The following is a 21,605-nucleotide window of genomic DNA, read 5'->3' as shown; positions in this document are numbered from 1 at the left end:
GCCTATCGTCCCCGCCGCTGGTTCCCCCGCCGTGCACCGGGTCCCTGGTGCCGCCCGTTCTGGTCCAGCGCGTCCTGGTCGACCTGCCACTTCTCGTACGCGTCGACGATGTCGCCGACCAGGCGGTGGCGCACCACGTCCTGGCTGGTCAGCACGGAGAAGTGCACGTCGTCGACGCCGTCGAGGATCTCCTGGACGACCCTCAGACCACTGCGCTGGCCGCCGGGGAGGTCGACCTGGGTGATGTCACCGGTCACGACGACCTTGGAGCCGAAGCCCAGGCGGGTGAGGAACATCTTCATCTGCTCGGGCGTCGTGTTCTGCGCCTCGTCGAGGATGATGAACGCGTCATTCAAGGTACGGCCCCTCATGTAGGCGAGGGGTGCGACCTCGATCGTGCCCGCCTGCGTGAGGCGCGGGATCGACTCCGGGTCGACCATGTCGTGCAGCGCGTCGTAGAGCGGGCGCAGGTACGGGTCGATCTTCTCGTACAGGGTGCCGGGCAGGTAGCCGAGGCGTTCGCCGGCCTCGACGGCCGGGCGGGTCAGGATGATGCGGTTGACCTGCTTGGCCTGCAGGGCCTGGACGGCCTTGGCCATGGCGAGGTAGGTCTTGCCGGTGCCCGCGGGGCCGATGCCGAACACGATCGTGTTCTTGTCGATGGCGTCGACGTAGTGCTTCTGGTTCAGCGTCTTCGGCCGGATGGTGCGGCCGCGGCGGCTGATGATGTCGAGGCTCAGGACCTCGGCGGGCGACTCGTCCGTGTTCGCGCTCAGCATGGCGACGGTGCGGCGGACGGTGTTGGTGTCGACGGCCTGACCGCGGCTCGCGAGGGTGACGAGCTCGGTGAACACGCGTTCCGCGAAGGCGACGTCGGCGGGGGCGCCGGAGAGGGTGATCTCGTTCCCGCGCACGTGGACGTCGGCGTCGAGCAGTTCCTCGGCGAGGCGGAGGTTCTCGTCGCGCGACCCCAGCAGGCTGAGCACCGCACCGTCGGGCACGGCGAACCGGGACTGACCTTCCTTGTTGCTCTGCTGTGTTTCTTCGGCCACGAGGCCCCGGCCTGCTTCCTGTCGCTCGGATCTGATGGCCACGATGCTAGTCCGGCCGAAAATGAGTGGCTACCGGATTGCTCACCGTGTGTGCTCATCGGTTGTGGAGATCCGCAGGCTGACCGTCGCCGACGTACCCGACTGCATGAAGCTCATCACGGACCGGGGTTGGGCCTGGACGCCCGAGCAGTGGGAGCTGATGCTCGCGCTGGGGCCGGCGTGGGGTGCGTTCGACGAGACCGGGTTGCTCGGCACCGCGGTGACGACGCCGTACCCGCAGATGCAGGCCATCAGCGGTGTGCTGGTGGGTTCGTGGGCGGGACGCAGGGGCATCGGCACTCAGCTCATGACCAATGTGTTGGACATCAGTCCTTCGGTGTTGTTCGCGACGGCCATGGGTGAGCCGCTGTACGCGCGGCTCGGCTTTCACCCCGTCGGGGCAACGGTCGAGCTCCAGGGCGAGCTCACCGGTCCCGCGAGCGGGATGACGCGGCCGGCGACGCCCGCAGACTTGCCCGTGCTCGCCGCGCTGGACGAGGAGGTGAGCGGGTTCACGCGGCCGTTGCTGTGGGAGCGGCTGCTCGACCCGGCGTCGCCGTACCGGGTGCTGATGTCGGCGGACGGCGTCGTCGCGACGCGGCCGAACCCGGCCGGGGAGACCGTGGGGCCGCTGATCGCGCCGTCGGCTGAGGTCGCGTGCGCGATGCTCGTGGACGTGGCCGCCGGTGCGGGCCGGGTCCGCGTGGACACCGGTGACGCCGAGGTGGCGGCCTTCCTGCGGGGACGGGGGTTCGAGCAGGGCGGCGGCGGGTGCACGTTGATGGTGTGCGGTGCCGACGACGTGCCGGGTGACCGGTCGCGCTACTTCGCCCCCGCCTCGCACGCACTCGGGTGACGCGGGAACTCGACGGGAACCGCAGTACACGGGCGAGCTGACCACACCGATATCCGATATATCGCGAGCTCGACGACCTCGGCACGAAGGTCGTCGAGCTCGAGCAAGCACACGGTCTGAGGTCGTGGGGCGAGGCCACCCGGGTGGAAGGGCCCTCGTCAGAGGCGTTTGCCGCCGAGCAGGTGCAGGTGGGCGTGGAAGACCTCCTGCCCGCCGTCGGTCCCGGTGTTGAACTGCAGCCGGTAGCCGCTCTCCGCGACGCCCTCGGCCTCGGCGACCTCCTTCGCGGCGGCGAAGAGGTCGCCGAGCTGGTCGCGGTCGAGTGCCACGGCGTGCGGGACGTGCGCGCGCGGGATCAGCAGCACGTGCACGGGTGCCTTGGGGTGGATGTCGCGGAACGCCAGCGTCGTCGCGGTCTCGTGCACGACGGTCGCCGGGATCTCGCCTTGGACGATGCTGCAGAACAAACAGGCCATGCGCTCACACGCTAGCGGGGTTCAGCGGAACAGGGCGGCCAGCTGGTCGTCGACCGCCTCGGTCATCTCCTCGGCGGTGAGCTCGTCGGGCCCGAGCTGGTGGTGGACGTTGAGCCCGTCGACCAGCGCGATGAACCTCCGGGCCGCCTTCAACGGCACCACGCCGGCGCGCAGCTCGCCTGCTTCCGCCGCGGCGGCGAACACGCGCGCGACCTCGTTGTACAGCTCGCGCGTGCCGTAGCGCTCCAGCTCGCGCAGCGACGGTTCCACCAGTGCCCGCGGCAGGAACGACAGCAGCACCGCCGCCTCGACCCGCCGGTCCTCGTCCAGCGCGAGCATCTCGTGGGCGATCGCCGCCACGCGCTCGCGGTTGCCGAGCGCGGGGTCGATCTGCTCGAACCGGGCGAGGAACCGCCGGTAGGCGAGCTCCATCGCGAAGCCCAGCAGCGAGTCCTGCGTCGGGAAGTAGTGGCGCAGCGACCCGCTGGACCACCCGGACTCGGCCGCTACGGCCCGCACGGAGGCGTGGTCGATCCCGTCGCGCCGCACGATGCGCCAGACGGCCTCGGCCAGCTCGCGGCGGCGTTCCTCGTGGTCGACAACCTTCGGCACCGGCCCTTTCTAGCAGCCGCGCGCCAGCCGGACGACCGCCTCCTCGCACCGCTGCCAGGACGCCGTGCCGGGGGTGATCACGTCCATGTGCCCGGCGCCCTCGACGACGACGAGCTCCGCCTGCGGCTCCACGGCGCAGAACCCGGTGCTCTGCTCCACGGGCACGTCCTCGTCGCGGTCGCCGTGCACGCACACCACCGGTTTGCCGATCGGCACCAGCGCGGCCGGTGACGCCTCGGCGAACTGCTCCTCGGTGCACAGCTCCAGCGCCCGTGCGGTGATGTGCCGGGTGAAGTCGAGGACCGCGGCCTGCGCGACCGCGCCGACGACCCGGTCGCTGTGCTTGGCGGCCCACACGGCGAGGTGTCCCCCGGCGCTGTGCCCCAATGTCACGACGGGCCCGATGTCGACGGCATCAATGGCGGCCAGCACGTCCTGTCCGGTTACCGGCCACCCACCGCCACCGCCGACACGCCGATATTCGACGTTCCACACGGTGAATCCGCGCCGCACGAGCACATCGGCAAGTGGCCGCCCCAACTCGAGCCCGTACCGCTGATGCCAAAAACCACCGTGGATGACGACAACAGCACCCTCCGCAGTCCCTTCGGGAACACAAAGCTCACCGAACTGACTGGGATGGTCACCGTAAGCAATCCGCTGCACACACCCGAACTTACGCCAATCGCCAGGACGGTAAGGCCGCCGCCAGCGAAGAGGGAAACGAGCCGGAAAGGGCAGGTGGGAAGGCCCAAAAAGAGCAGGTGAGGGTGAGGAGGGACGGCAGAGGAGGGGCAGCAGATGAGGGCAGCAGGCACCTGGTCCGGGGGTCCGGGGGCGAAGCCGCCCGGCTGGGGTTTGGGGGCTCGGCCCCCAAAAAACAACCTTCTTTCGCCGAGCGGCGAAGGCGCGCAGCGCCGAGCGCGCGAGGCGGGAGAAATAAGGAGGCGCCCCGCGGTCCGAAGCCTGGGGGTCGCTTCGCCGCGAGGCGCCGACGCCGGACCGAGGGGGGAGGTGTCCGGCGAGTCTTTTGGGCAGAAGGGCCTAATCGTCTACTCCGTTTCCGGATAGACCAATCATCCCCTCTGTGGACAAGGGTAACCCCGAGGGCCTGGGATTCGCTACAACTCTCGTCAAGCCAATCCATCGGGTGTTCATCTCGGGAGTGATCGGGGTCACCAGCGGGGGGTGAGCACCCCGATGGCACCAAGAGCAACGGCTGCGGCGGTAGATGCACGCAGAACGGTTGGGCCCAATCGGACCACTCGTGCACCCGAAGATCGCAACGCGTCGAGTTCGTCGAGGGTGATCCCGCCTTCGGGACCCACGACGAGCAGGACGTCCCCTGCGGTGGGTAGTGCGACGTCGGCGAGCCGGTCGGTGGCGCTCTCGTGCAACACGAGCGTCAGCGCCGAGGACGACACGCGCTGTGCCAGCTGCGCGGTGCTGACCGGTTCGTCGACGAACGGCACGCGGGCGCGGCGGGCCTGCTTGGCCGCTTCGCGGACCGTGGACCGCCAGCGGCCCAGGGCTTTGGCGCCGCGCGGGCCGTCCTCCCACTTGGCGACGCACCGGGCGGCGCGCCAGGGCAGCACGCCGTCGACGCCGGCCTCGGTGGCCAGTTCGACGGCGAGCTCGCCGCGGTCGCCCTTCACGAGCGCCTGGGCGAGGACGACGCGGGGGGCCGGTTCGGGTTCGGTCCAGCGTTCGACGACGCGCAGCGACAGGGCGTCCTTGTCCAGGACCGCCACGACGACGCAGCGGACCTGGGTGCCGGAGCCGTCGGACAGCACGAGCTCCTCGTCGGCGCGCAGCCGTTTGACCGTCGCCGCGTGCCGGCCCTCGGGGCCGTCCAGCACGAACGACTCACCCGAGGGCAGCGCGGGGACGAGGAAGACCGGCAGGGTCACCGGTTGCCGCGGGAGGAGCGCAGGCGGGAGAACAGACCGCCGCCGCCCTTGCCGTTGTGCGACAGGGACGGTTCGCTCTCGCCGCGCAGCTCGGCCAGCTCGCGCAGCAGCGTGGACTGGGCCGCGTCGAGCTTGGTCGGCACGACGACGTCGAGGTGCACGTGCAGGTCGCCGCGGCCGTCGACGCGGCCGGTGGAGCGCAGCTTCGGCATGCCGCGGCCGGTGAGCACCAGCTGCGTGTTGGGCTGCGTGCCGGGGTCGATCTGCAGCTCCTCCTCGCCGTCGAGCGTCTTCAGCGGCAGCGTGGCGCCGAGCGCGGCGGTCGTCATCGGGATCTGCACGACGCAGTGCAGGTCGGCGCCGTCGCGTTCGAAGATCTCGTGCGGGTGCTCCTCGACCTCGACGTACAGGTCGCCCGCGGGGCCACCGCCGGGGCCGACCTCGCCCTGGCCCGCGAGGCGCACGCGCATGCCCTCGGCGACACCCGCGGGGATGTTGACCGAGATGGTGCGGCGCGAGCGGGTGCGGCCGTCGCCGGCGCACTGCTGGCACGGGTCGGGGATGACCTCGCCGTAGCCGCGGCAGACCGGGCACGGGCGGGACGTGACGACCTGGCCGAGGAACGAGCGCTGCACGGACTGGACCTCGCCGCGGCCGTTGCAGGTGTCGCAGCGGATCGGCTTGGAGTCGCCAGCGGTGCCGGCGCCGTGGCAGCGGTCGCAGAGGATCGCGGTGTCGACGGTCAGCTCGCGGCTGGCGCCGGAGGCGCACTCCTCCAGCGTCATGTCGAGGCGGATCAGCGCGTCCGAGCCCGGCTGCACGCGGCTGCGCGGACCGCGGCCACCACCACCGCCGCCCGAGGCGCCGAAGAACGCGTCCATGATGTCGCCGAGGCCGAAGCCCGCGAACGGGTCACCGCCGCCGCGTCCGCCACCGGAGTCGAGCGGGTCGCCGCCGAGGTCGACGACGCGGCGCTTCTCGGGGTTCGACAACACCTCGTAGGCGGCCGTCACCTCCTTGAAGCGGGCCTCCTCGTTGGGATTGACGTCCGGGTGCAGCTGCCTTGCGAGCTTGCGGTAGGCGCGCTTGATCTCATCCTGTGTCGCGTTCTGCGCCACACCGAGGATGCCGTAGTAATCCCTGGCCACCTTGTTCGCTTTCGTGTTCATCTTTCAGCACAAGTCCTGGTTCAACGACCGGTCAGGATCTCACCGACGTAGTTGGCGACCGCGCGGACGGCCGCCATGGTTCCCGGGTAGTCCATGCGCGTCGGTCCCACGACGCCCAAGCCGCCCAGCGGGTTGTCGCGGCTGCCGTACCCGATGGACACCACTGAGGTGCTGCGCATCTCGGCGGCCTCGTTCTCCTCCCCGATGTACACCATGACACGGCCGGGGTCGCGCGAGGCGGCCAGGAGCTTCAGCACCACGACCTGCTCCTCCAGCGCCTCCAGCACCTGGCGCAACGAGCCGGGGAAGTCCGCGACGTTGCGGGTGAGGTTCGCGGTGCCGCCGAGCACGAGCCGTTCCTCCGGGTGCTCGACGAGCGTCTCGATCAGCACCGTCGCGAGGCGCAGCATCGGGTCGCGCAGGTCCTGGCGGATCTCGTCGGGCAGCTCGGCGACCTTGGCGCTCGCGTCGGACAGCTTCTTGCCCGCCATCGCCTGGTTCAGCGACGCGCGCAGGTCGGCCACGTCCTGTTCGGAGACGACGTCGCCCAGCTCGACGATCCGCTGGTCGACGCGGCCGGTGTCGGTGATCAGCACCAGCATGAGCCGCGCCGGTGTGATGGGCAGCACCTCCAGGTGCCGCACGGCCGCACGCGACAGGGTCGGCACCTGGATCACCGCGACCTGCCTGGTCAGCTGGGCGAGCAACCGCACGCTGCGGCGCATCACGTCGTCGAGGTCGAGCGCCCCGTCGAGGAAGCTGCGGATGGCCCGCCGCTCGGCCTGCGAGAGCGGCTTGATCTCGCTCAGCCGGTCGACGAAGAGGCGGTAGCCCTTGTCCGTCGGCACGCGGCCCGCGCTGGTGTGCGGCTGGGCGATCAGGCCCTCGTCCTCCAGCGCGGCCATGTCGTTGCGCACGGTCGCGCTCGACACACCCAGGTTGTGCCGCTCGACCAGGGCCTTCGACCCGACGGGCTCCTGGTTGGACACGTAGTCGGCGACGATGGCGCGCAGCACCTCGAACCGACGCTCATCGGAGTTCACCGCTGTTCACCTCCCGTGTCCCACTGCTCCCGAGTTTACCCAGCCGGTTTCCTGCGGGGTGCCACGTCCGTGAAGCTGCTGTGACCGGGCTCAACCAGGCCTCAGGCCGGCTCGGGCGCCGATATCCAATGTATTGGACATCGGGTCGAAGTAGGACGGCAGCGGGAGCGGCAGTTGGGCGGCAGGTCCGCCGTGAACCGCCGGAGAGGGGCCTGCCCGTTCGTAGCTTCGAAGTCACCTGCCGACGACACGGGGGCTTCGATCCACATGACTGTCCTGCTGGACTCCGCTGATCTGAACGACGTGTCCGCCGCGGCAGCGCTCGGCTTCGTCACCGGCGTCACGACGAACCCGACGCTGCTGCGCCAGGTCACCTCCGACCCGCTCACGCACGCGGCCGAACTGCTGGCCGCGACCGACTTCCCCGAGGTGTACTACCAGCCGACGGGCGCGCACGGCGACCTGCTCGACGAGGCGCTGCAGGCGTGGAAGCTCGCACCGGAGCGCATCGTGCTCAAGGTGCCGGCGACCCCCGGCGGTGCCGTCCTCGCCCAGCGGCTCGTGCGCGAGGGCGTGCCGGTCTCGCTGACCGCGGCCCAGTCGCCCAACGCCATGATCATCGCCGAGGCGATCGGCGCGGCGAGCGTGATCCCCTACGTTGACCGCGCGTGGCGCGACCCGCGCATCGGCAACGACCTCGTCCACCGGCTCGCCGCCCTGCGGCGCGGGAGCACCCGCATCGTCGCGGCATCGGTGAAGAACGCCGGGCAGTTCACCCAGGCGTTCGCCGACGGCGCGGACGCGGTCACCGCGCCGCTGGGCGTGCTCACCCAGGTCCTCGCCCACCCCGCCGCGCTGGAGGCCGAGCAGGCCTTCGCCGGCGAGTACGGGGGCTGAGCCGTGTTCGAGGCGGTGCTCTTCGACATGGACGGGGTGCTGGTCGACACCGAGGCGTCGGTCGCCGACTTCTGGCAGGACCTGGCGCGCTCGCACGGGTTCTCGATCAGCGCGGCGGACCTGGACCGGCACGTGTACGGGCGCAGCGCGCTGCACACGTTGCGCGAGCTCTTCCCGATGATCCCGGCGGAGCGCCACCCCGAGGTCTACGAGCTGATGCGGGTCAACAACGAGACCCTGCACTACTCCACGATCCCCGGTGTCCTGCCGCTGCTCGGGTCGCTGCGCGCGACCAGGACGCCGGTCGCGCTGGTCACCGGTGCCGAGCCGTACAAGGCAGCGGCGGTGCTGAGGCAGCTCGGGCTGGAGTTCGACGTCACGGTCACCTCCGCCGACGTGGAGCACGGCAAGCCGGACCCGGCCTGCTACGCGCTCGCCGCGCACCGGCTCGGCGTGCCGGTCGAGCGGTGCGTCGTGTTCGAGGACGCCGACAGCGGCATCACCTCGGCGGTCGCCGCGGGCGCCACGTGCGTCGCGCTGGCACCGCCGCACCGCGAGGCCGCCGTACGCGCGGCCGGTGCCGCCGCGGTGGTGCGCGACTTCCGTGAGGTCTCGTTCGGCGGTGGCGCCCTGCGCACGCCGGAGCGCGAGCTGCCGTTCGTGCCGGCCGACCTGTTCACGGAGCCGCGGGACCGCTGGGACGCCGCCGTCGCGGACGCGCTCGTCGGGCCGGACGAGGTGGTCTACCGCTCGCACCTGGTCGGCGCCGACCCGGCGCTCACCAGGGAGGGCGGCGGCAACTTCTCGGTCAAGGGCGTCACGCCCGACCAGTTCGGCGAGCCCACCGCGGTGCTGTGGATGAGCTCGTGGGGCTGCGACGGCGCGGTGACCACGCACGAGGACTTCCCGGTGCTGCGGCTGGACGACCTGCTGCCGGTGCTCGACGGCGGCCCGATGGACGAGCGCGAGATGGTCGACCACCTGGTCGCGAGCGGGCTGCGGCCCGGCCAGAAGCGGCCCGGCATCGAGACGCTCACGCACGCGTTCATCCCGGCCGAGCACGTCGACCACTGCCACCCGGACGCGGTCATCGCGCTCACGTCGTTCCCGGACGGCCGCAAGTACGCCGAGGAGGAGTTCGGCGAGGAGGCCATCTGGTTCGACTACCGGCAGTTCGACGTGGACGTGGCCCGCGAGCTGGGCCGCAAGATCCGGTCGAGCCCGCGGGCACGGTTCGTCCTGCTCGCCAACCACGGCATCTTCACCTGGGCCGGCACGAGCGAGCAGTGCTACCGCAACTCGCTGGAGGCCGTCGCCCGGTCCACCGCCGCGCTGCGCCGCGCGATCAGCCGGCCGGCCGACCTCGGCGGCCAGGTCGTGCCGCGCCACGAGCACCCCGAGGACGTGCTCGTCGAGGTGCTTCCCGTGCTGCGCAAGGCGTTGGGCGGCGAGATCCTGCACGTGGACCGCAGCGAGCAGGCGGTCGCGTTCGCCTCGTCGGCCCGCGGGCCGGAGCTGAGCCAGGTGGGTCCCGGCTGCCCCGACCACGTGGTCACCGCCGGCCACCGACCGCTCGTGCCGGCACCCGATGAGTCCATCGAGGACGGCATCAAACGCCACCAGGAGTGGTACAACGCGGTCTTCGAGCGGTACATCTCCTTCCCCACCACCAAACGCACCGACGCACCGCACGTCGTCGTGCTGCCCGGCATCGGTGTCGTCTGCTCCGGCCCGGACGCGGCGAAGGCACGGCTGTGCGCCGACCACTTCGGACAGACGATGACCGTCATCCGCGCCGCCGACGCGGCCGGTGGCTACGTCACGCTCACCGAGGAGCAGAGCACCGCCGACGAGTACTGGCCGCTGATCCGGATGAAACCGCAGCTGGTCCCCCGCGACGGGCGGCTGGCCGGTCAGGTCGTGCTCGTCACGGGTCTGCCGGATGACGTCGCGATCGGCGTCGCGGAACGGCTCACCGCCTCCGCCGCGCACGTGGCGGTCGCGGGCCGCGACCACGACCGCATCGCCGCGGCCGTCGAGGAGATCCAGAAGCACCAGGGCGAACGCCGCGCGGTCGCGCTGCCGGGCACCGACCCCGAGCGCGAGGCAGTGCTGGCCTACGGCGGCTTCGACGTCGTCGTCGACACCGGGGACGACCCGGAGGCGATCGCCGACACCGTTCTTTCCACCACGCGAGACAGGCAGGAGTCCTGATGAGTCTCACGACCGACAGGAAGAGCACCGCGGAGCTGATCGGGCTCGACGGGCTGTTGCCCGACGGGCACCGGCTGCTGGCGTCCTGCTTCGACGCGCACCACACGATCGGCGGTGGCCTGTTCGCGATCGGCGAGGCCGTGGAGGAGATCGACCGGATCTCCAGCTCGGGCCTGTGCGCCGGCGAGGGCCTGCTGTACCGCTGCCTGTGGAGCGCCGACGGGAGCCCCGCCGAGCTCGTGGTCTACGACGAGACGGGGGTGCGCCGCTACCACCGGCTCGACAACGTCTCCACGCCGCACGACATCCTCGTCGTCGACGGCAACGTGCTGGTCGCCGCGACCATGCAGAACGAGGTGCAGTGCGTCGGCCCCGACGGTGAGGTGGCGTGGCGCTGGCAGGCCCCCGGCGAGGCGGACAGCTGGCACCTCAACAGCCTCGCCCGCTACGGCGACCGCACCGTCGTGTGCGGGTTCGGCGAGTTCCTGCGCCGCCGCGGCTGGGACGAGAACGGCAAGCCCGCGAGCGGCCGCGTGGTCGACCTGGAGACCGGCGAACCGGTCCTGGAGGGGCTGAAGGCACCGCACAACCCGTACTACGCCGACGGCACGTGGCTGGTCTGCGACTCCGCGACCGGTGACCTGGTCGAGATCGACGACACCGACCGCACCCAGCAGCGCAGGCTCGCCCTGCCCGGCTGGCCGCGCGGCCTGGTCGCCGCGGGCCACCACCTGTTCGTCGGCCTGAGCCCGCACCGGCACGCCGCGACCTCGGTCGAGACGGCGGCGGTCGCGGTGGTCGACCGGGCGAACTGGTCGGTCCTCGGCGTGGTGAACCTGCCCGCCCGCGAGGTCTACGCGCTGGCGCTCGCACCGGCCGCGCTCGTCGAGGGCGCGCGGCAGGGCTTCGGCGCCAACCAGACCCGCGTGCACGAGCAGGGCCAGTGGCAGATGTTCGACCGGCTCGGCGTGCGGCCGCGGCGGCTGTGGGCGGTCGGCGACCCGCTGGCCGAGGACGAGTGCCACGCCTCGATCACGCTGGACGGCCCGGTCGTCGACGACGCGGAGGCGGGTGGCCTGCTGACGCTGGACTGCCTGGTGCGCAACACCGGTGCGGGCGTGCTGACGCCGGCACCGCCGTTCCCGGTGCGCGTGGTGCACCGCTGGACCGCCGCCGACGGCAGCGAGGTGCCCACCCAGCCGATCCGGTCGGCGCTCCCCCAGTCGCTGCCGCCGGAGGCCGTCACCCGCGTGCCCGTCCGCACCCGCGTGCCGGACCTGCCGGGGCTCTACAAACTGCACGTCACGCTCGCCCAGGACAACGGCGTCCCGTTCGACCAGCTCGACCAGGACAGCGCGCTGGTGCTCGACGTCAGCGTCGTCTCCGGTCACCCCGACTACGAGGCGCTGAGCGGGTTCGGCCTGTACCCCAACGAGGTCCGCACCGCCTGCAACTCCGGCGGCACGGTGTCCGACGTCGTGCGGACGCTGCTGAGCCGCCCGACCGGCACGTACAACGGCCTCACCCTCGGCTTGGTCCAGGAGCACGGCACCGACGCGTTCGTCGAGGCCGTCGCCGCCGTGCTGCGCGGGTCCGCGTCCGCCATCGAGCACATGGTGCTGGCGGCGATCCCGGACTACGACGACGTCAAGCTCACCGGCGCCGAGGCCGTCGCGCTCGCGTTGCACCGCTGCGGCACCAGGGTCGCGTTCGCCTACGCCGGCACGTCCGAGCTGGCGCTGTGCGACGCGCTGGCGCGGGTCGGGCTGCTCGTCAACGGCCGCGGCGACCGCGAGTCGCTGTTCCAGGCCGGTGGCGCGAGCCGACTGCAGGCGGGCACCGGTGCGGCGGTCCTGCACGGCGCGCGTGGCCTCACCAACGCGCTGGGTGCGCTGGCGGACCTGCGCCGCAACGAGATGGGCACGCTGGCCGTGGTCGGCATGCCGTCGACCGGTTCGCAGCCGTTCCTGCCGCCGCACGGCGAACCGGACCTGATCGCGGCCTCCGGCGACTTCGCCAAGTCGTGGTTCGAGCTCGGTGCCGTGCCCAAGGACGACCCGCGCGGCTACGTCGAGGAGTTCGGCACGAAGCTGTTGCAGGCCATCGACGACGTCCGCCAGGCCCCGCACGGGCCGGTGCTGTTCGCGCTGCCGCAGGACGTGGCCGAGGCGGAGTGGCTGCCGCTGACGGCGCTGCCGCTCATCCCGGTGGCCGAGCAGCCTGCGTTCGACGAGGGCGCGCTGAACCGGGCGGCCGAGCTGCTCGCGGTTGCCCGCAGGCCCGCGGTGCTGATCGACGACTACGCGCTGACCCACCGGGGCGTGCAGGCCGCGCTGGCCGCGTTCTGCGCCCGCACCGGAGCACCGGTGCTGCAGGTGAAGTACCGCCGCGGCCCGATGCTGTTCGAACGGCTGCACACCGCGGACGTGCCGGAGTTCATCGGCTGGTACGACCCGAAGTCGCCGATGCACCGCGCGGTGCTCGACACGACCGACCTGCTGATCACGCTGGAGGACCGCAACATGTACCCGCGGGTGGTCGGCCCGCTGCCGGACTGCCCGAAGATCGCGGTGAACACGAAGCCCGCGGCCGTGGAGAAGAACGGCTACCTCGAAGCCGGTGACGTGCTGGTGGCCGGTGACGTCGTGGCCGCGCTGCGCGAGCTGACCGACGAGGCACCCGACCTCGACGGCAGCTGGTACACCGGGCTCTCCGACGAGCCCGCTCCCGCGGGGGAGACGCCGCCGGCGGAGGCCGCCGTGATCCGCACCGGGGTGGCACGGGCGATCGGCGCTGCCGCTGCGCGGTCTCGGCGCCGGGCCGTGCTGGTCGACGACAGCCAGATGTTCGGCGGCATGCTCGCCGAGGACTACGACCAGTTCCCGCACGGGCTGCGGGTGTTCGGCGGGCACGGCGGGTTCGTCGGCTGCGGCATCACGATCGCGACCGGCCTCGCGCTGGGCGAGCCGGCGGCGAAGGTGTTCTGCACCCTGGGCGACCAGGGCTTCACGAACTCGGTGCAGGGCCTCGCGGCCGCCGTGCAGGAGTCCGCACCGGTCACGTTCATCGTGTGCAACAACGGTGGCGCGGTGTCGTTGCGCAAGCAGTCGCGGCCGTCGGGCTGGCTCGACGCGGGCCACGGCCAGTACCTCGACAACGCCGCGGGCATGCGGTACGTCGACATCGCCGAGGCGTGGGGCGTGCGCAGCTGGCGGGTGGACCTGGGCGAGTGGCTCGACCGCGACCGCAGCGCCACCCGGCTGGAGACGTTCGCGCAGGCGTTGCAGGTGGCCGCCGAGGAGACAGGGCCGACGCTGATCGAGCTGGTCCTGCCCTCCGACCCGGAGTTCTGGTCCGGCGTGTGGATCACCGAGGGCTTCGAGCAGCAGAAGAAGGCCGCACCCGAGGAGGTGGCCCGTGCATGAGGTCGCGATAGGAGCCGCACCGCTGACCCCGTACCGGGAGGTGTTCGGCGACGAACGGATGGAAGCGCTGCGGGACACCGCGGAGGAGGCGTCGAGGGCGCTGCACGGCCGGACCGTGTGGAACGTCAACTCGACGGCCGCGGGCGGCGGCGTGGCCGAGCTGCTGCACGCGCTGATGCCGCTGGCCCGCGCACTCGGGATCGACACGCGCTGGCTGGTCATCGACGGTGACGCCGAGTTCTTCGCCATCGCGAAGCGGTTGTGCACCAGGCTGTACGGCGCGCCCGGCGACTCCGAGCCGCTGGGACCGGAGCAGCTGCAGCACTACCGCGCGACGACCGAGCGGGAAGGCGGCGCGCTCGCGGCCCGGATCCGGCCCGGCGACCTGGTGGTCGTGCACGAGGCGCAGCCGGCCGGTCTGGTCGACGTCGCCCGCAGGCTCGGTGCGACGGCGGTGTGGCGCAGGCACATCGGCACGGACGAGCCGAACGAGCACACCGAGGAGGGCTGGGCGTTCCTGCGCAGGTTCGTGGAGAACGCCGACGCCACGGTGTTCCTCACCCGGAACGCCTGCCCGGACTGGGCGCCGCGGCCGCACATCATCCCGCCGTCGATCGACCCGTGCGCCCCCAAGAACCTGGAGCTCACGGACGAGCAAACGCTTGCGATCCTGCGGCGCACCGAGATCGTCGCGGGCACCGCGGACCCGGTGACCATCCGTCCGCCCGTGGGCGAGCAGGTCACCGTGCGGCACAAGGCGACCATCGTCCGCGAGGTCGCGCCAACGGCCGACGTGCCGATGGTGGTGCAGGTGTCGCGGTGGGACGAGCTGAAGGACATGGCCGGGGTGCTGCGGGCGTTCCTCGACGCCGATGTCGAGAACTCCTGCCTCACGCTGGCGGGCGCGGACGTCGTCGGTGTCGCCGACGACCCGGACGCCCACCGGTTCTGGGACGAGTGCGTGGAGCAGTGGAAGGCCCTGCCGGTCGAGCACCGCCGGCGCGTCCAGCTGCTCTGCCTGCCGATGACCGACCTGCGGGAGAACGCGCTGGTGGTCAACGCGTTGCAGCGGCACGCGACCGCGGTGGTGCAGAAGAGCATCGCCGAGGGCTTCGGCCTCACCGCGACCGAGGCGATGTGGAAGGGCAAGCCGCTGGTCGCGAGCGCGGTCGGCGGGCTGCGCGAGCAGATCGTGCACGGCGAGTCCGGCCTGCTCGTCGACGACCCGCACGACCTGGCCACAACGGCGGCGCTGATCCGGCGGCTGCTCACCGACCCGGTGCTGGCGCGCCGGCTCGGTGAGGGCGCCCGGCGGCGGGTGAGCGAGTGCTACCTGCCCGACCGGCACCTGACCGACTGGGCCGGGCTCATCAGGTCCGCCGTGACCGTGGAGGTGGTGTGATGCGCGGGCTCGGAGCGAACGGGCCGGTCGTGTCCGACCTCGGCCTGGGCTGCATGGGCATGTCGCAGTTCTACGACACCTGGGACGACACCGAGTCGCTGCGCACGTTGCTGGAGGCGCTCGACCTCGGCGTCACGTTCCTGGACACCGCGGACATGTACGGCCCGTACACCAACGAGGAGCTGGTCGGCCGGGCGGTGCGCGGCCGCCGCGACGACGTCGTCATCGCGACCAAGTTCGGCAACCTCAAGAACGGCGCGGGCGACAACGTCGGCGTGAACGGCCACCCGGAGTACGTCCGCACCTCCTGCGAGGGGTCGTTGCGGCGCCTCGGGGTCGACCACATCGACCTCTACTACCAGCACCGCATCGACAAGGGCGTCCCGCTGGAGGACACCTGGGGTGCCATGGCGGAGCTGGTGCGGGAGGGCAAGGTCCGGCACCTGGGCATCTGCGAGGCCGCGCCGGCGACGGTCCGGCGGGTGCACGCCGTGCACCCGGTGACCGCGGTGCAGACCGAGTACTCGCTCGTGAGCCGCGACCCCGAGGCCGAGCTGTTCGGCGTGCTGCGGGAGCTGGGCATCGGGTTCGTCGCCTACTCGCCGCTGGGACGGGGCATGCTCACCGGCCGGTTCAGCCGGTTCGAGGACCTGCGGCCGGACGACTTCCGCCGGCAGCTCCCCCGGTTCCAGCCGGAGAACCTGGCGCACAACAACGAGGTCGTCGCGCGGGTCGCCGAGCTGGCCTGGGCCAAGGGCGTCTCGGTCGCGCAGCTCGCGATCGCGTGGGTGCTGCGCCAGGGCGTCGTCCCCATCCCCGGCACGAAGAACTCCGTGCGGCTCAAGGAAAACACCGGCGCGCTCGACGTGGAGCTGTCGGCGGACGAGCTGGCCCTGCTCGACGAGGTCGCACCGCCCGGTGCCGTGCGGGGTGACCGGTACTTCGCGGCAGGCATGACGAAGGTGGACCTATGAGCGGCCAGTGGTGGCGCGACGCCGTCCTCTACCAGATCTACCCGCGCAGCTTCGCCGACTCGAACGGTGACGGCATCGGCGACCTGCCCGGCATCACCGCCCGGCTGGACCACGTGGCGCGGCTCGGTGCCGACGCGATCTGGCTCTCGCCGTTCTACCCGTCACCGCAGGCCGACTTCGGCTACGACATCAGCGACTACGAGTCGGTCGACCCCGTCCACGGGACGCTGGACGACTTCGACGCGATGGTCGCGGCGGCGCACGAGCGCGGCATCCGGGTCGTCGTCGACATCGTCATGAACCACACGTCCGACCGGCACCCGTGGTTCCTGGAGTCGCGGTCGGACCGCACGAACCCCCGGCGGGACTGGTACATCTGGGCCGATCCCGCACCGGACGGCGGCCCGCCGAACAACTGGCTCAGCGCGTTCGAGCGCTGCGGCACGGCGTGGCGGCTCGACGAGCCGACCGGGCAGTACTACCTGCACAGCTTCACGCCCGGCCAGCCCGACCTGAACTGGCGCAACCCGGACGTGCACGCGGCGATCCGCAAGGTGTGGCAGTTCTGGCTCGACCGCGGGGTGGACGGGTTCCGCATCGACGTCGCGCACCGGCTGATGAAGGACCCGCAGCTGCGCGACAACCCGCCGGAGGTCGCCCACGCGCGCCGGCACTTCACGCACCCCTCGGTGCGGCAGCGCAACCTCGACCTGCCCGAGGTGCACGACGTGCTGCGCGACATGCGGGTCGTGCTCGACGGGTACGGCGACCGGTTCGCGCTGGGCGAGGTGCCGATCAGCGACGACGCCCGGCTCGCCACCTACTTCGGCGGCGACGGGATGCAGACGGCGTTCCACATCGCGTTCTGGGAGCAGCCGTGGGACGCCAGGGCGTTCCGCGCGTGCGTCGACGGGCTGATCGCCCACACCCGGACCGACGCGGTGCCCACCTACGCGTTGTCCACCCACGACATCTCGCGGACCGTGAGCCGGTACGGGGCCGAGCACGCCCCGGTCGCCGCGATGATGATGCTGACCCTGCGCGGTGTCGCCTGCGTCTACTACGGCGAGGAGATCGGCATGGCCGACGCCCCGCCCGCCCTGGAGCAGGACGTGGACGGGCGCGACGGGCAGCGCACGCCGATGCAGTGGGACGCCACCGGCGGGTTCACCACCGGTACGCCGTGGCTGCCGCTGGCCGCCGACCAGCACATGGTCAACGTCGAGGCACAGGAGGACGACCCCGGGTCGCTGCTCAACCTGTACCGGCGGCTGATCGCCTACCGGCGCGGCAGCGAGGACCTGCTGCGCGGCGGCTACGTGTCGCTGGACAGCCCGGCGGACGTGTTCGCCTACCGGCGGGGCGACCTGCTGGTGGCGTTGAACTTCGCCGGCCACCCGGTGGCGTTCGACGTGCCCGGTGCCGCCGCCGGGCGGGTCGAGCTGTCCACCCGGACCGGCCGCGAGGGCGTCGTCACGCTGCGACCGCTGGAGCTGAGCGACCACGAGGGCGTCGTGCTGAAGCTCACCGCGGGCGACCCGGCAGACGCGGAGGCGGGGCCGTGACCAGCAACTGGGCCGGTAATGTCCACTACACCGCGACCGAGTTCGTGCGGCCGGCCACCGTCGAGCAGGTGCGCAAGACCGTCGCGCACGCCGGGCACGTGCGGGCGCTGGGCACCCGCCACTCGTTCAACGACCTGGCCGACTGCCCCGGTGTGCTGGTGTCGGTGGCCGACCTGCCGCCCGTCGTCGACGTCGACGCCACCCGTGCCACGGCGCGGGTGGCGGCCGGGCTGAGCTACGCCGAGCTGGCACCCCGGCTGGACGCGGCGGGCTTCGCGTTGCCGGCGATGGCGTCGTTGCCGCACATCAGCGTCGGCGGGGCGGTCGCGACGGCCACGCACGGCTCAGGCGTGCGCAACCAGGTGCTGTCCGCGGCGGTCCGCGAGCTCGAGCTGGTGACCGCCGACGGCGACGTCGTCGGCATCGGCCGCGACGACCCCGACTTCGCCGGCGTCGTCGTCGGGCTGGGGTCGCTGGGCGTGGTCACGCACCTGACGCTGGACCTCGTGCCGACCTACCAGGTGCGGCAACGCGTGTACGAGGGCCTGCCGCTGGAGGTGCTCGACGACCACTTCGCCGAGCTCATGTCGTGCGCGTACAGCGTGTGCCTGTTCACCGACTGGCGAGAACCGGTGCTCACGCAGGTGTGGGTGCAGGAACGCGTGGACGAGCCGGCGACGCTGCCGTCGTGGTTCACCGCCGTGCCCGCCGACGGGCCGCGGCACCCGGTCGACGGCGTGGACCCGGTCAGCTGCACCACCCAGGGCGGCGTGCCGGGGCCGTGGTTCGAACGGCTGCCGCACTTCCGCTCCGACCAGCCGCCGAGCAGCTCCGGTGACGAGCTGCAGTCCGAGTACATGATCCCGGCGACCGACGCCGTCGCCGCCCTGCGCGCGCTCGGCGAGGTGCGCGAGCGGATCCGGCCGGCGCTGCAGATCTGCGAGGTCCGCACGGCGGCGCGCGACGACTTCTGGCTGAGCACCTGCTACGGCCGCGAGACGGTGAGCATCCACTTCACGTGGACCTCCGACATGTCGGTCGTGCTGCCGGTCGTGGAGCTCGTGGAACGGCAGCTCGCGCCGTTCTCGCCACGGCCGCACTGGGCGAAGACGTCCGTGGCGACCGCCGAGTACGAGCGCATGCCGGACTTCCGGGCCTTGCTGCACCGCTACGACCCGGCCGGGAAGTTCACCAACGCCTTCACGGACCGCCACTTCACCGGTCCCGACACCTCCGGGAGGAACAGGTGACGCACGTTGCCGGCTACACGTCGCCGCTCGCCGTCAACGGCGGCGGCACCGTCTGGTTCACCGGCCTGCCCAGCGCGGGCAAGAGCACGCTCAGCAGGGCGGTGGCCGACCGGTTGCCGACCGGCCGGGTCGAGCTGCTCGACGGGGACGAGGTGCGGCAGACGCTGTCCGCGGGCCTCGGCTTCTCCCGCGCCGACCGCGAGGCCAACATCGACCGCATCGGGTTCGTCGCGGACCTGCTGGCGCGCAACGGCGTGCTCGTGTTCGCCGCGGTGATCTCCCCGTTCCGCGCGGCCCGCGACCAGGTCCGCAGGCGCCATCAGGCGAGCGGCACGCCGTTCGTCGAGGTGCACGTCGCGACGCCCGTGGAGGAGTGCTCCGAACGGGACGTGAAGGGCCTGTACGCCCAGCAGCGCGCCGGCGCGATCCGCGGCCTGACCGGGGTCGACGACGTCTACGAGCCACCGCCCGCACCGGAGCTGCGGCTGGACACCCGCGGCAACACCGTGGACGACAGCGCCGACGCGGTGGTGGCCCTGCTGTGCGAGAAGGGAATGCTGCGATGACGCTGACCGCGGTGGACCACCGGCTGGGCGACCGGGAGGCCGCGCTCGCCGACCTGGAGGACGAGTCGATCCACATCCTGCGGGAGGTGGTGGCGACGTTCGACCGGCCGGTGCTGCTGTTCAGCGGCGGCAAGGACTCCATCGTCATGCTCCGGCTGGCCGAGAAGGCCTGCTGGCCGGGGAAGATCCCGTTCCCCGTCATGCACGTCGACACCGGCCACAACTTCCCCGAGGTGGTCGAGTTCCGCGACCGCAGGGTGGCCGAGCTCGGCGTCGAGCTGGTCGTGGCCTCCGTGCAGGACTCGATCGACCGCGGCCGGGTCACCGAGCAGCCCGGCCAGCTGCGCAACCCGCTGCAGACCGTCACGCTGCTCGACGCCATCGCCGGGCACCGGTTCACCGCGGTGCTCGGCGGGGCGCGGCGCGACGAGGAGAAGGCCCGCGCGAAGGAACGGGTGTTCTCGGTGCGCGACGAGTTCGGCCGGTGGGACCCGCGCAACCAGCGGCCCGAGCTGTGGGACCTCTACAACGGCCGGCACCGCGCCGGTGAGCACGTCCGGGTGTTCCCGCTGTCGAACTGGACCGAGCTCGACGTGTGGGGCTACATCCGCCGTGAGGGCATCGAGGTGCCGTCCATCTACTACGCGCACCGGCGGGAGGTCGTGCGGCGCGACGGCATGCTCATCGCCGTCACCCCGTTCACACCTCCCTTCGAGAACGAGGAGGTGTGCGTCGAGACCGTGCGCTACCGGACCGTCGGCGACACCACGTGCACCGGTGCCGTGCGCTCCGACGCGTCCACTGTGGACGAGGTGGTCGACGAGGTCGCGGCGAGCACGCTGACCGAACGCGGCGCCACCCGCGCGGACGACCGCGCCTCCGAGGCCGCCATGGAAGACCGCAAACGGGAGGGGTACTTCTGATGCCGGGACTGCTGCGGGTAGCGACGGCGGGCAGCGTCGACGACGGCAAGAGCACGCTGATCGGCCGGCTGCTGCACGACTCCAAGGCCGTGCTCGCCGACCAGCTCCAGGCCGTGACGTCGGCGAGCCGGCGCCGCGGGTACGCGGAGACCGACCTCGCGCTGCTGGTGGACGGCCTGCGCGCGGAACGGGAACAGGGCATCACGATCGACGTGGCGTACCGGTACTTCGCGACGCCGAAGCGGTCGTTCGTCCTCGCCGACACACCGGGGCACGTCCAGTACACCCGCAACATGGTGACCGGGGCGTCGACCGCCGACGTCGCCGTCGTGCTGGTGGACGCGCGGACCGGCCTGACCGAGCAGTCCCGGCGGCACACCGCCATCGCGGGCCTGCTCGGCATCCGGCACGTGGTGCTGGCGGTGAACAAGATGGACCTGGCCGGCTACCGCGAGGACGTGTTCGACGAGGTGGTCGCCGAGTTCGCGCGGGTCTGCGACAGCTCGTGGACCGCGATCCCGATCTCGGCGCTGCGCGGCGACAACGTGGTGACCCCGTCGGACGAGACCCCCTGGTACGGCGGCGTTCCGCTGCTCGCGCACCTGGAGGACCTGGTGCTGCCGCCGGCACCCTCACCCGGTGGCCGGTTCGCGGTGCAGCTGGTGATCCGGCCGCGCACGCCGGAGCACCGCGACTTCCGCGGCTACGGCGGGCGGGTCGCCTCCGGCACGCTGCACGTCGGCGACCCGGTGGTGGTGCAGCCCGGCGGCTGGCAGACCACGATCACCGCGATCGACACCTACGACGGGCCGCTGTCCTGCGCCACGACCGGCCAGTCCGTCGTGGTCAGCATCGCCGACGACCTCGACGCCGGCCGCGGCGCGATGATCAGCACCGGTACGCCCGGCACCGTCACCTCCGCGGTGGCGGCGACCGTGTGCTGGATGACCGGCACCCCGCTGGAACCGGGCGCGCGGTACGTCGTGCGGCACACCACCAGCGAGTCGCGGGCCGTCGTCGAGGCGGTGGAGAGCCGGCTGAACGTGAGCACGTTCGGCTCCGAGCCCGCGGAGTCGCTGGCGCTCAACGACATCGGCACGATCCGGCTGCGGTTCGCCGACCCGCTGGTGGCGGACCGGTACCGCGACAGCCGTGCCACCGGCGGGTTCGTGCTGGTCGAGGAGGGCAGCGGCGGCACGGCGGCGGTCGGGTTGATCGAGGCGGTGTGACCT

Annotated in this window: 18 protein-coding genes; 11 read left to right on the top strand and 7 right to left on the bottom strand. The window is 72.0% G+C overall.

Going from position 1 to position 21,605, the window contains the following annotated elements; genetic code table 11:
* Nucleotides 1-2: 2 nt before the first annotated feature.
* The gene (locus AB0A63_RS30245) at nt 3-1,052 is read right to left on the bottom strand and encodes a PhoH family protein (RefSeq protein ID WP_360397164.1); all 1,050 of its coding nucleotides are present in this window, start codon (nt 1,050-1,052) and stop codon (nt 3-5) included.
* A gap of 103 nt (nt 1,053-1,155) precedes the next feature.
* On the opposite strand from AB0A63_RS30245, the gene AB0A63_RS30240 reads away from it, so the two are divergent.
* Nucleotides 1,156-1,947, top strand: coding sequence for a GNAT family N-acetyltransferase (locus AB0A63_RS30240; RefSeq protein ID WP_360397163.1), 792 nt, complete (start codon nt 1,156-1,158; stop codon nt 1,945-1,947).
* A 158-nt stretch (nt 1,948-2,105) separates the two neighbouring features.
* Here AB0A63_RS30240 and AB0A63_RS30235 read toward each other — a convergent pair whose 3' ends face one another.
* The 6 genes from AB0A63_RS30235 to hrcA all read right to left on the bottom strand — a co-directional run bounded on the left by AB0A63_RS30235 (nt 2,106) and on the right by hrcA (nt 7,157).
* Complete coding sequence (locus AB0A63_RS30235; protein WP_360397162.1) at nt 2,106-2,423, bottom strand: HIT domain-containing protein; 318 nt, start codon at nt 2,421-2,423, stop codon at nt 2,106-2,108.
* Between the two features lie 21 nt (nt 2,424-2,444).
* A complete protein-coding gene (locus tag AB0A63_RS30230; protein WP_360397161.1) occupies nt 2,445-3,035 on the bottom strand; it encodes a TetR family transcriptional regulator C-terminal domain-containing protein in 591 nt (196 codons plus the stop codon).
* Between the two features lie 9 nt (nt 3,036-3,044).
* Nucleotides 3,045-3,701: an alpha/beta hydrolase gene (locus tag AB0A63_RS30225; protein ID WP_360397160.1), complete on the bottom strand. Its 657-nt coding sequence runs from the start codon at nt 3,699-3,701 to the stop codon at nt 3,045-3,047.
* A gap of 509 nt (nt 3,702-4,210) precedes the next feature.
* Complete coding sequence (locus AB0A63_RS30220; RefSeq protein ID WP_360397159.1) at nt 4,211-4,945, bottom strand: 16S rRNA (uracil(1498)-N(3))-methyltransferase; 735 nt, start codon at nt 4,943-4,945, stop codon at nt 4,211-4,213.
* Nucleotides 4,942-6,093, bottom strand: coding sequence for a molecular chaperone DnaJ (gene dnaJ / locus AB0A63_RS30215; protein ID WP_360397446.1), 1,152 nt, complete (start codon nt 6,091-6,093; stop codon nt 4,942-4,944). Before dnaJ ends, AB0A63_RS30220 begins: the two co-directional genes overlap by 4 nt.
* A 41-nt stretch (nt 6,094-6,134) precedes the next feature.
* Nucleotides 6,135-7,157 carry a heat-inducible transcriptional repressor HrcA gene (gene hrcA, locus AB0A63_RS30210; RefSeq protein ID WP_360397158.1) on the bottom strand — a complete coding sequence of 341 codons (1,023 nt, stop codon included), beginning with the start codon at nt 7,155-7,157 and terminating at the stop codon, nt 6,135-6,137.
* Between the two features lie 267 nt (nt 7,158-7,424).
* Here hrcA and AB0A63_RS30205 point away from each other — a divergent pair, with 267 nt between their 5' ends.
* Genes AB0A63_RS30205 through AB0A63_RS30160 form a run of 10 tightly spaced genes read left to right on the top strand, consistent with a single transcriptional unit; the run spans nt 7,425 to nt 21,602 of the window.
* Nucleotides 7,425-8,054, top strand: a complete 630-nt coding sequence (locus AB0A63_RS30205) for a transaldolase family protein (RefSeq protein ID WP_360397157.1) — start codon at nt 7,425-7,427, stop codon at nt 8,052-8,054.
* Between the two features lie 3 nt (nt 8,055-8,057).
* Nucleotides 8,058-10,268 carry an HAD-IA family hydrolase gene (locus tag AB0A63_RS30200; protein ID WP_360397156.1) on the top strand — a complete coding sequence of 737 codons (2,211 nt, stop codon included), beginning with the start codon at nt 8,058-8,060 and terminating at the stop codon, nt 10,266-10,268.
* The gene (locus AB0A63_RS30195) at nt 10,268-13,693 is read left to right on the top strand and encodes a DUF4915 domain-containing protein (RefSeq protein WP_360397155.1); all 3,426 of its coding nucleotides are present in this window, start codon (nt 10,268-10,270) and stop codon (nt 13,691-13,693) included. The genes AB0A63_RS30200 and AB0A63_RS30195 overlap by 1 nt, the downstream gene beginning before the upstream one ends.
* Nucleotides 13,686-15,095 carry a glycosyltransferase gene (locus AB0A63_RS30190; RefSeq protein WP_360397154.1) on the top strand — a complete coding sequence of 470 codons (1,410 nt, stop codon included), beginning with the start codon at nt 13,686-13,688 and terminating at the stop codon, nt 15,093-15,095. The genes AB0A63_RS30195 and AB0A63_RS30190 overlap by 8 nt, the downstream gene beginning before the upstream one ends.
* On the top strand, nt 15,095-16,069 hold the full coding sequence (locus AB0A63_RS30185) for an aldo/keto reductase (RefSeq protein WP_360397153.1): 975 nt from the start codon (nt 15,095-15,097) through the stop codon (nt 16,067-16,069). The genes AB0A63_RS30190 and AB0A63_RS30185 overlap by 1 nt, the downstream gene beginning before the upstream one ends.
* Nucleotides 16,066-17,634, top strand: coding sequence for an alpha-amylase family glycosyl hydrolase (locus AB0A63_RS30180; RefSeq protein WP_360397152.1), 1,569 nt, complete (start codon nt 16,066-16,068; stop codon nt 17,632-17,634). The genes AB0A63_RS30185 and AB0A63_RS30180 overlap by 4 nt, the downstream gene beginning before the upstream one ends.
* Nucleotides 17,631-18,884 (top strand): FAD-binding protein, encoded by a 1,254-nt coding sequence (locus AB0A63_RS30175; RefSeq protein WP_360397151.1) that lies wholly within the window; start codon nt 17,631-17,633, stop codon nt 18,882-18,884. The genes AB0A63_RS30180 and AB0A63_RS30175 overlap by 4 nt, the downstream gene beginning before the upstream one ends.
* The gene (gene cysC / locus AB0A63_RS30170; RefSeq protein WP_360397150.1) at nt 18,881-19,450 is read left to right on the top strand and encodes an adenylyl-sulfate kinase; all 570 of its coding nucleotides are present in this window, start codon (nt 18,881-18,883) and stop codon (nt 19,448-19,450) included. The genes AB0A63_RS30175 and cysC overlap by 4 nt, the downstream gene beginning before the upstream one ends.
* The gene (cysD, locus tag AB0A63_RS30165; protein WP_360397149.1) at nt 19,447-20,373 is read left to right on the top strand and encodes a sulfate adenylyltransferase subunit CysD; all 927 of its coding nucleotides are present in this window, start codon (nt 19,447-19,449) and stop codon (nt 20,371-20,373) included. Before cysC ends, cysD begins: the two co-directional genes overlap by 4 nt.
* Complete coding sequence (locus AB0A63_RS30160) at nt 20,373-21,602, top strand: GTP-binding protein (protein WP_360397148.1); 1,230 nt, start codon at nt 20,373-20,375, stop codon at nt 21,600-21,602. The genes cysD and AB0A63_RS30160 overlap by 1 nt, the downstream gene beginning before the upstream one ends.
* Nucleotides 21,603-21,605: the final 3 nt, after the last annotated feature.

Origin of the sequence: Lentzea sp. NPDC042327, assembly GCF_040647275.1 — a bacterium.
Classification (GTDB): domain Bacteria; phylum Actinomycetota; class Actinomycetes; order Mycobacteriales; family Pseudonocardiaceae; genus Lentzea.
The sequence above is the reverse complement of the archived record's forward strand: the minus strand, read 5'-3'. Positions and strand labels throughout refer to the sequence as shown.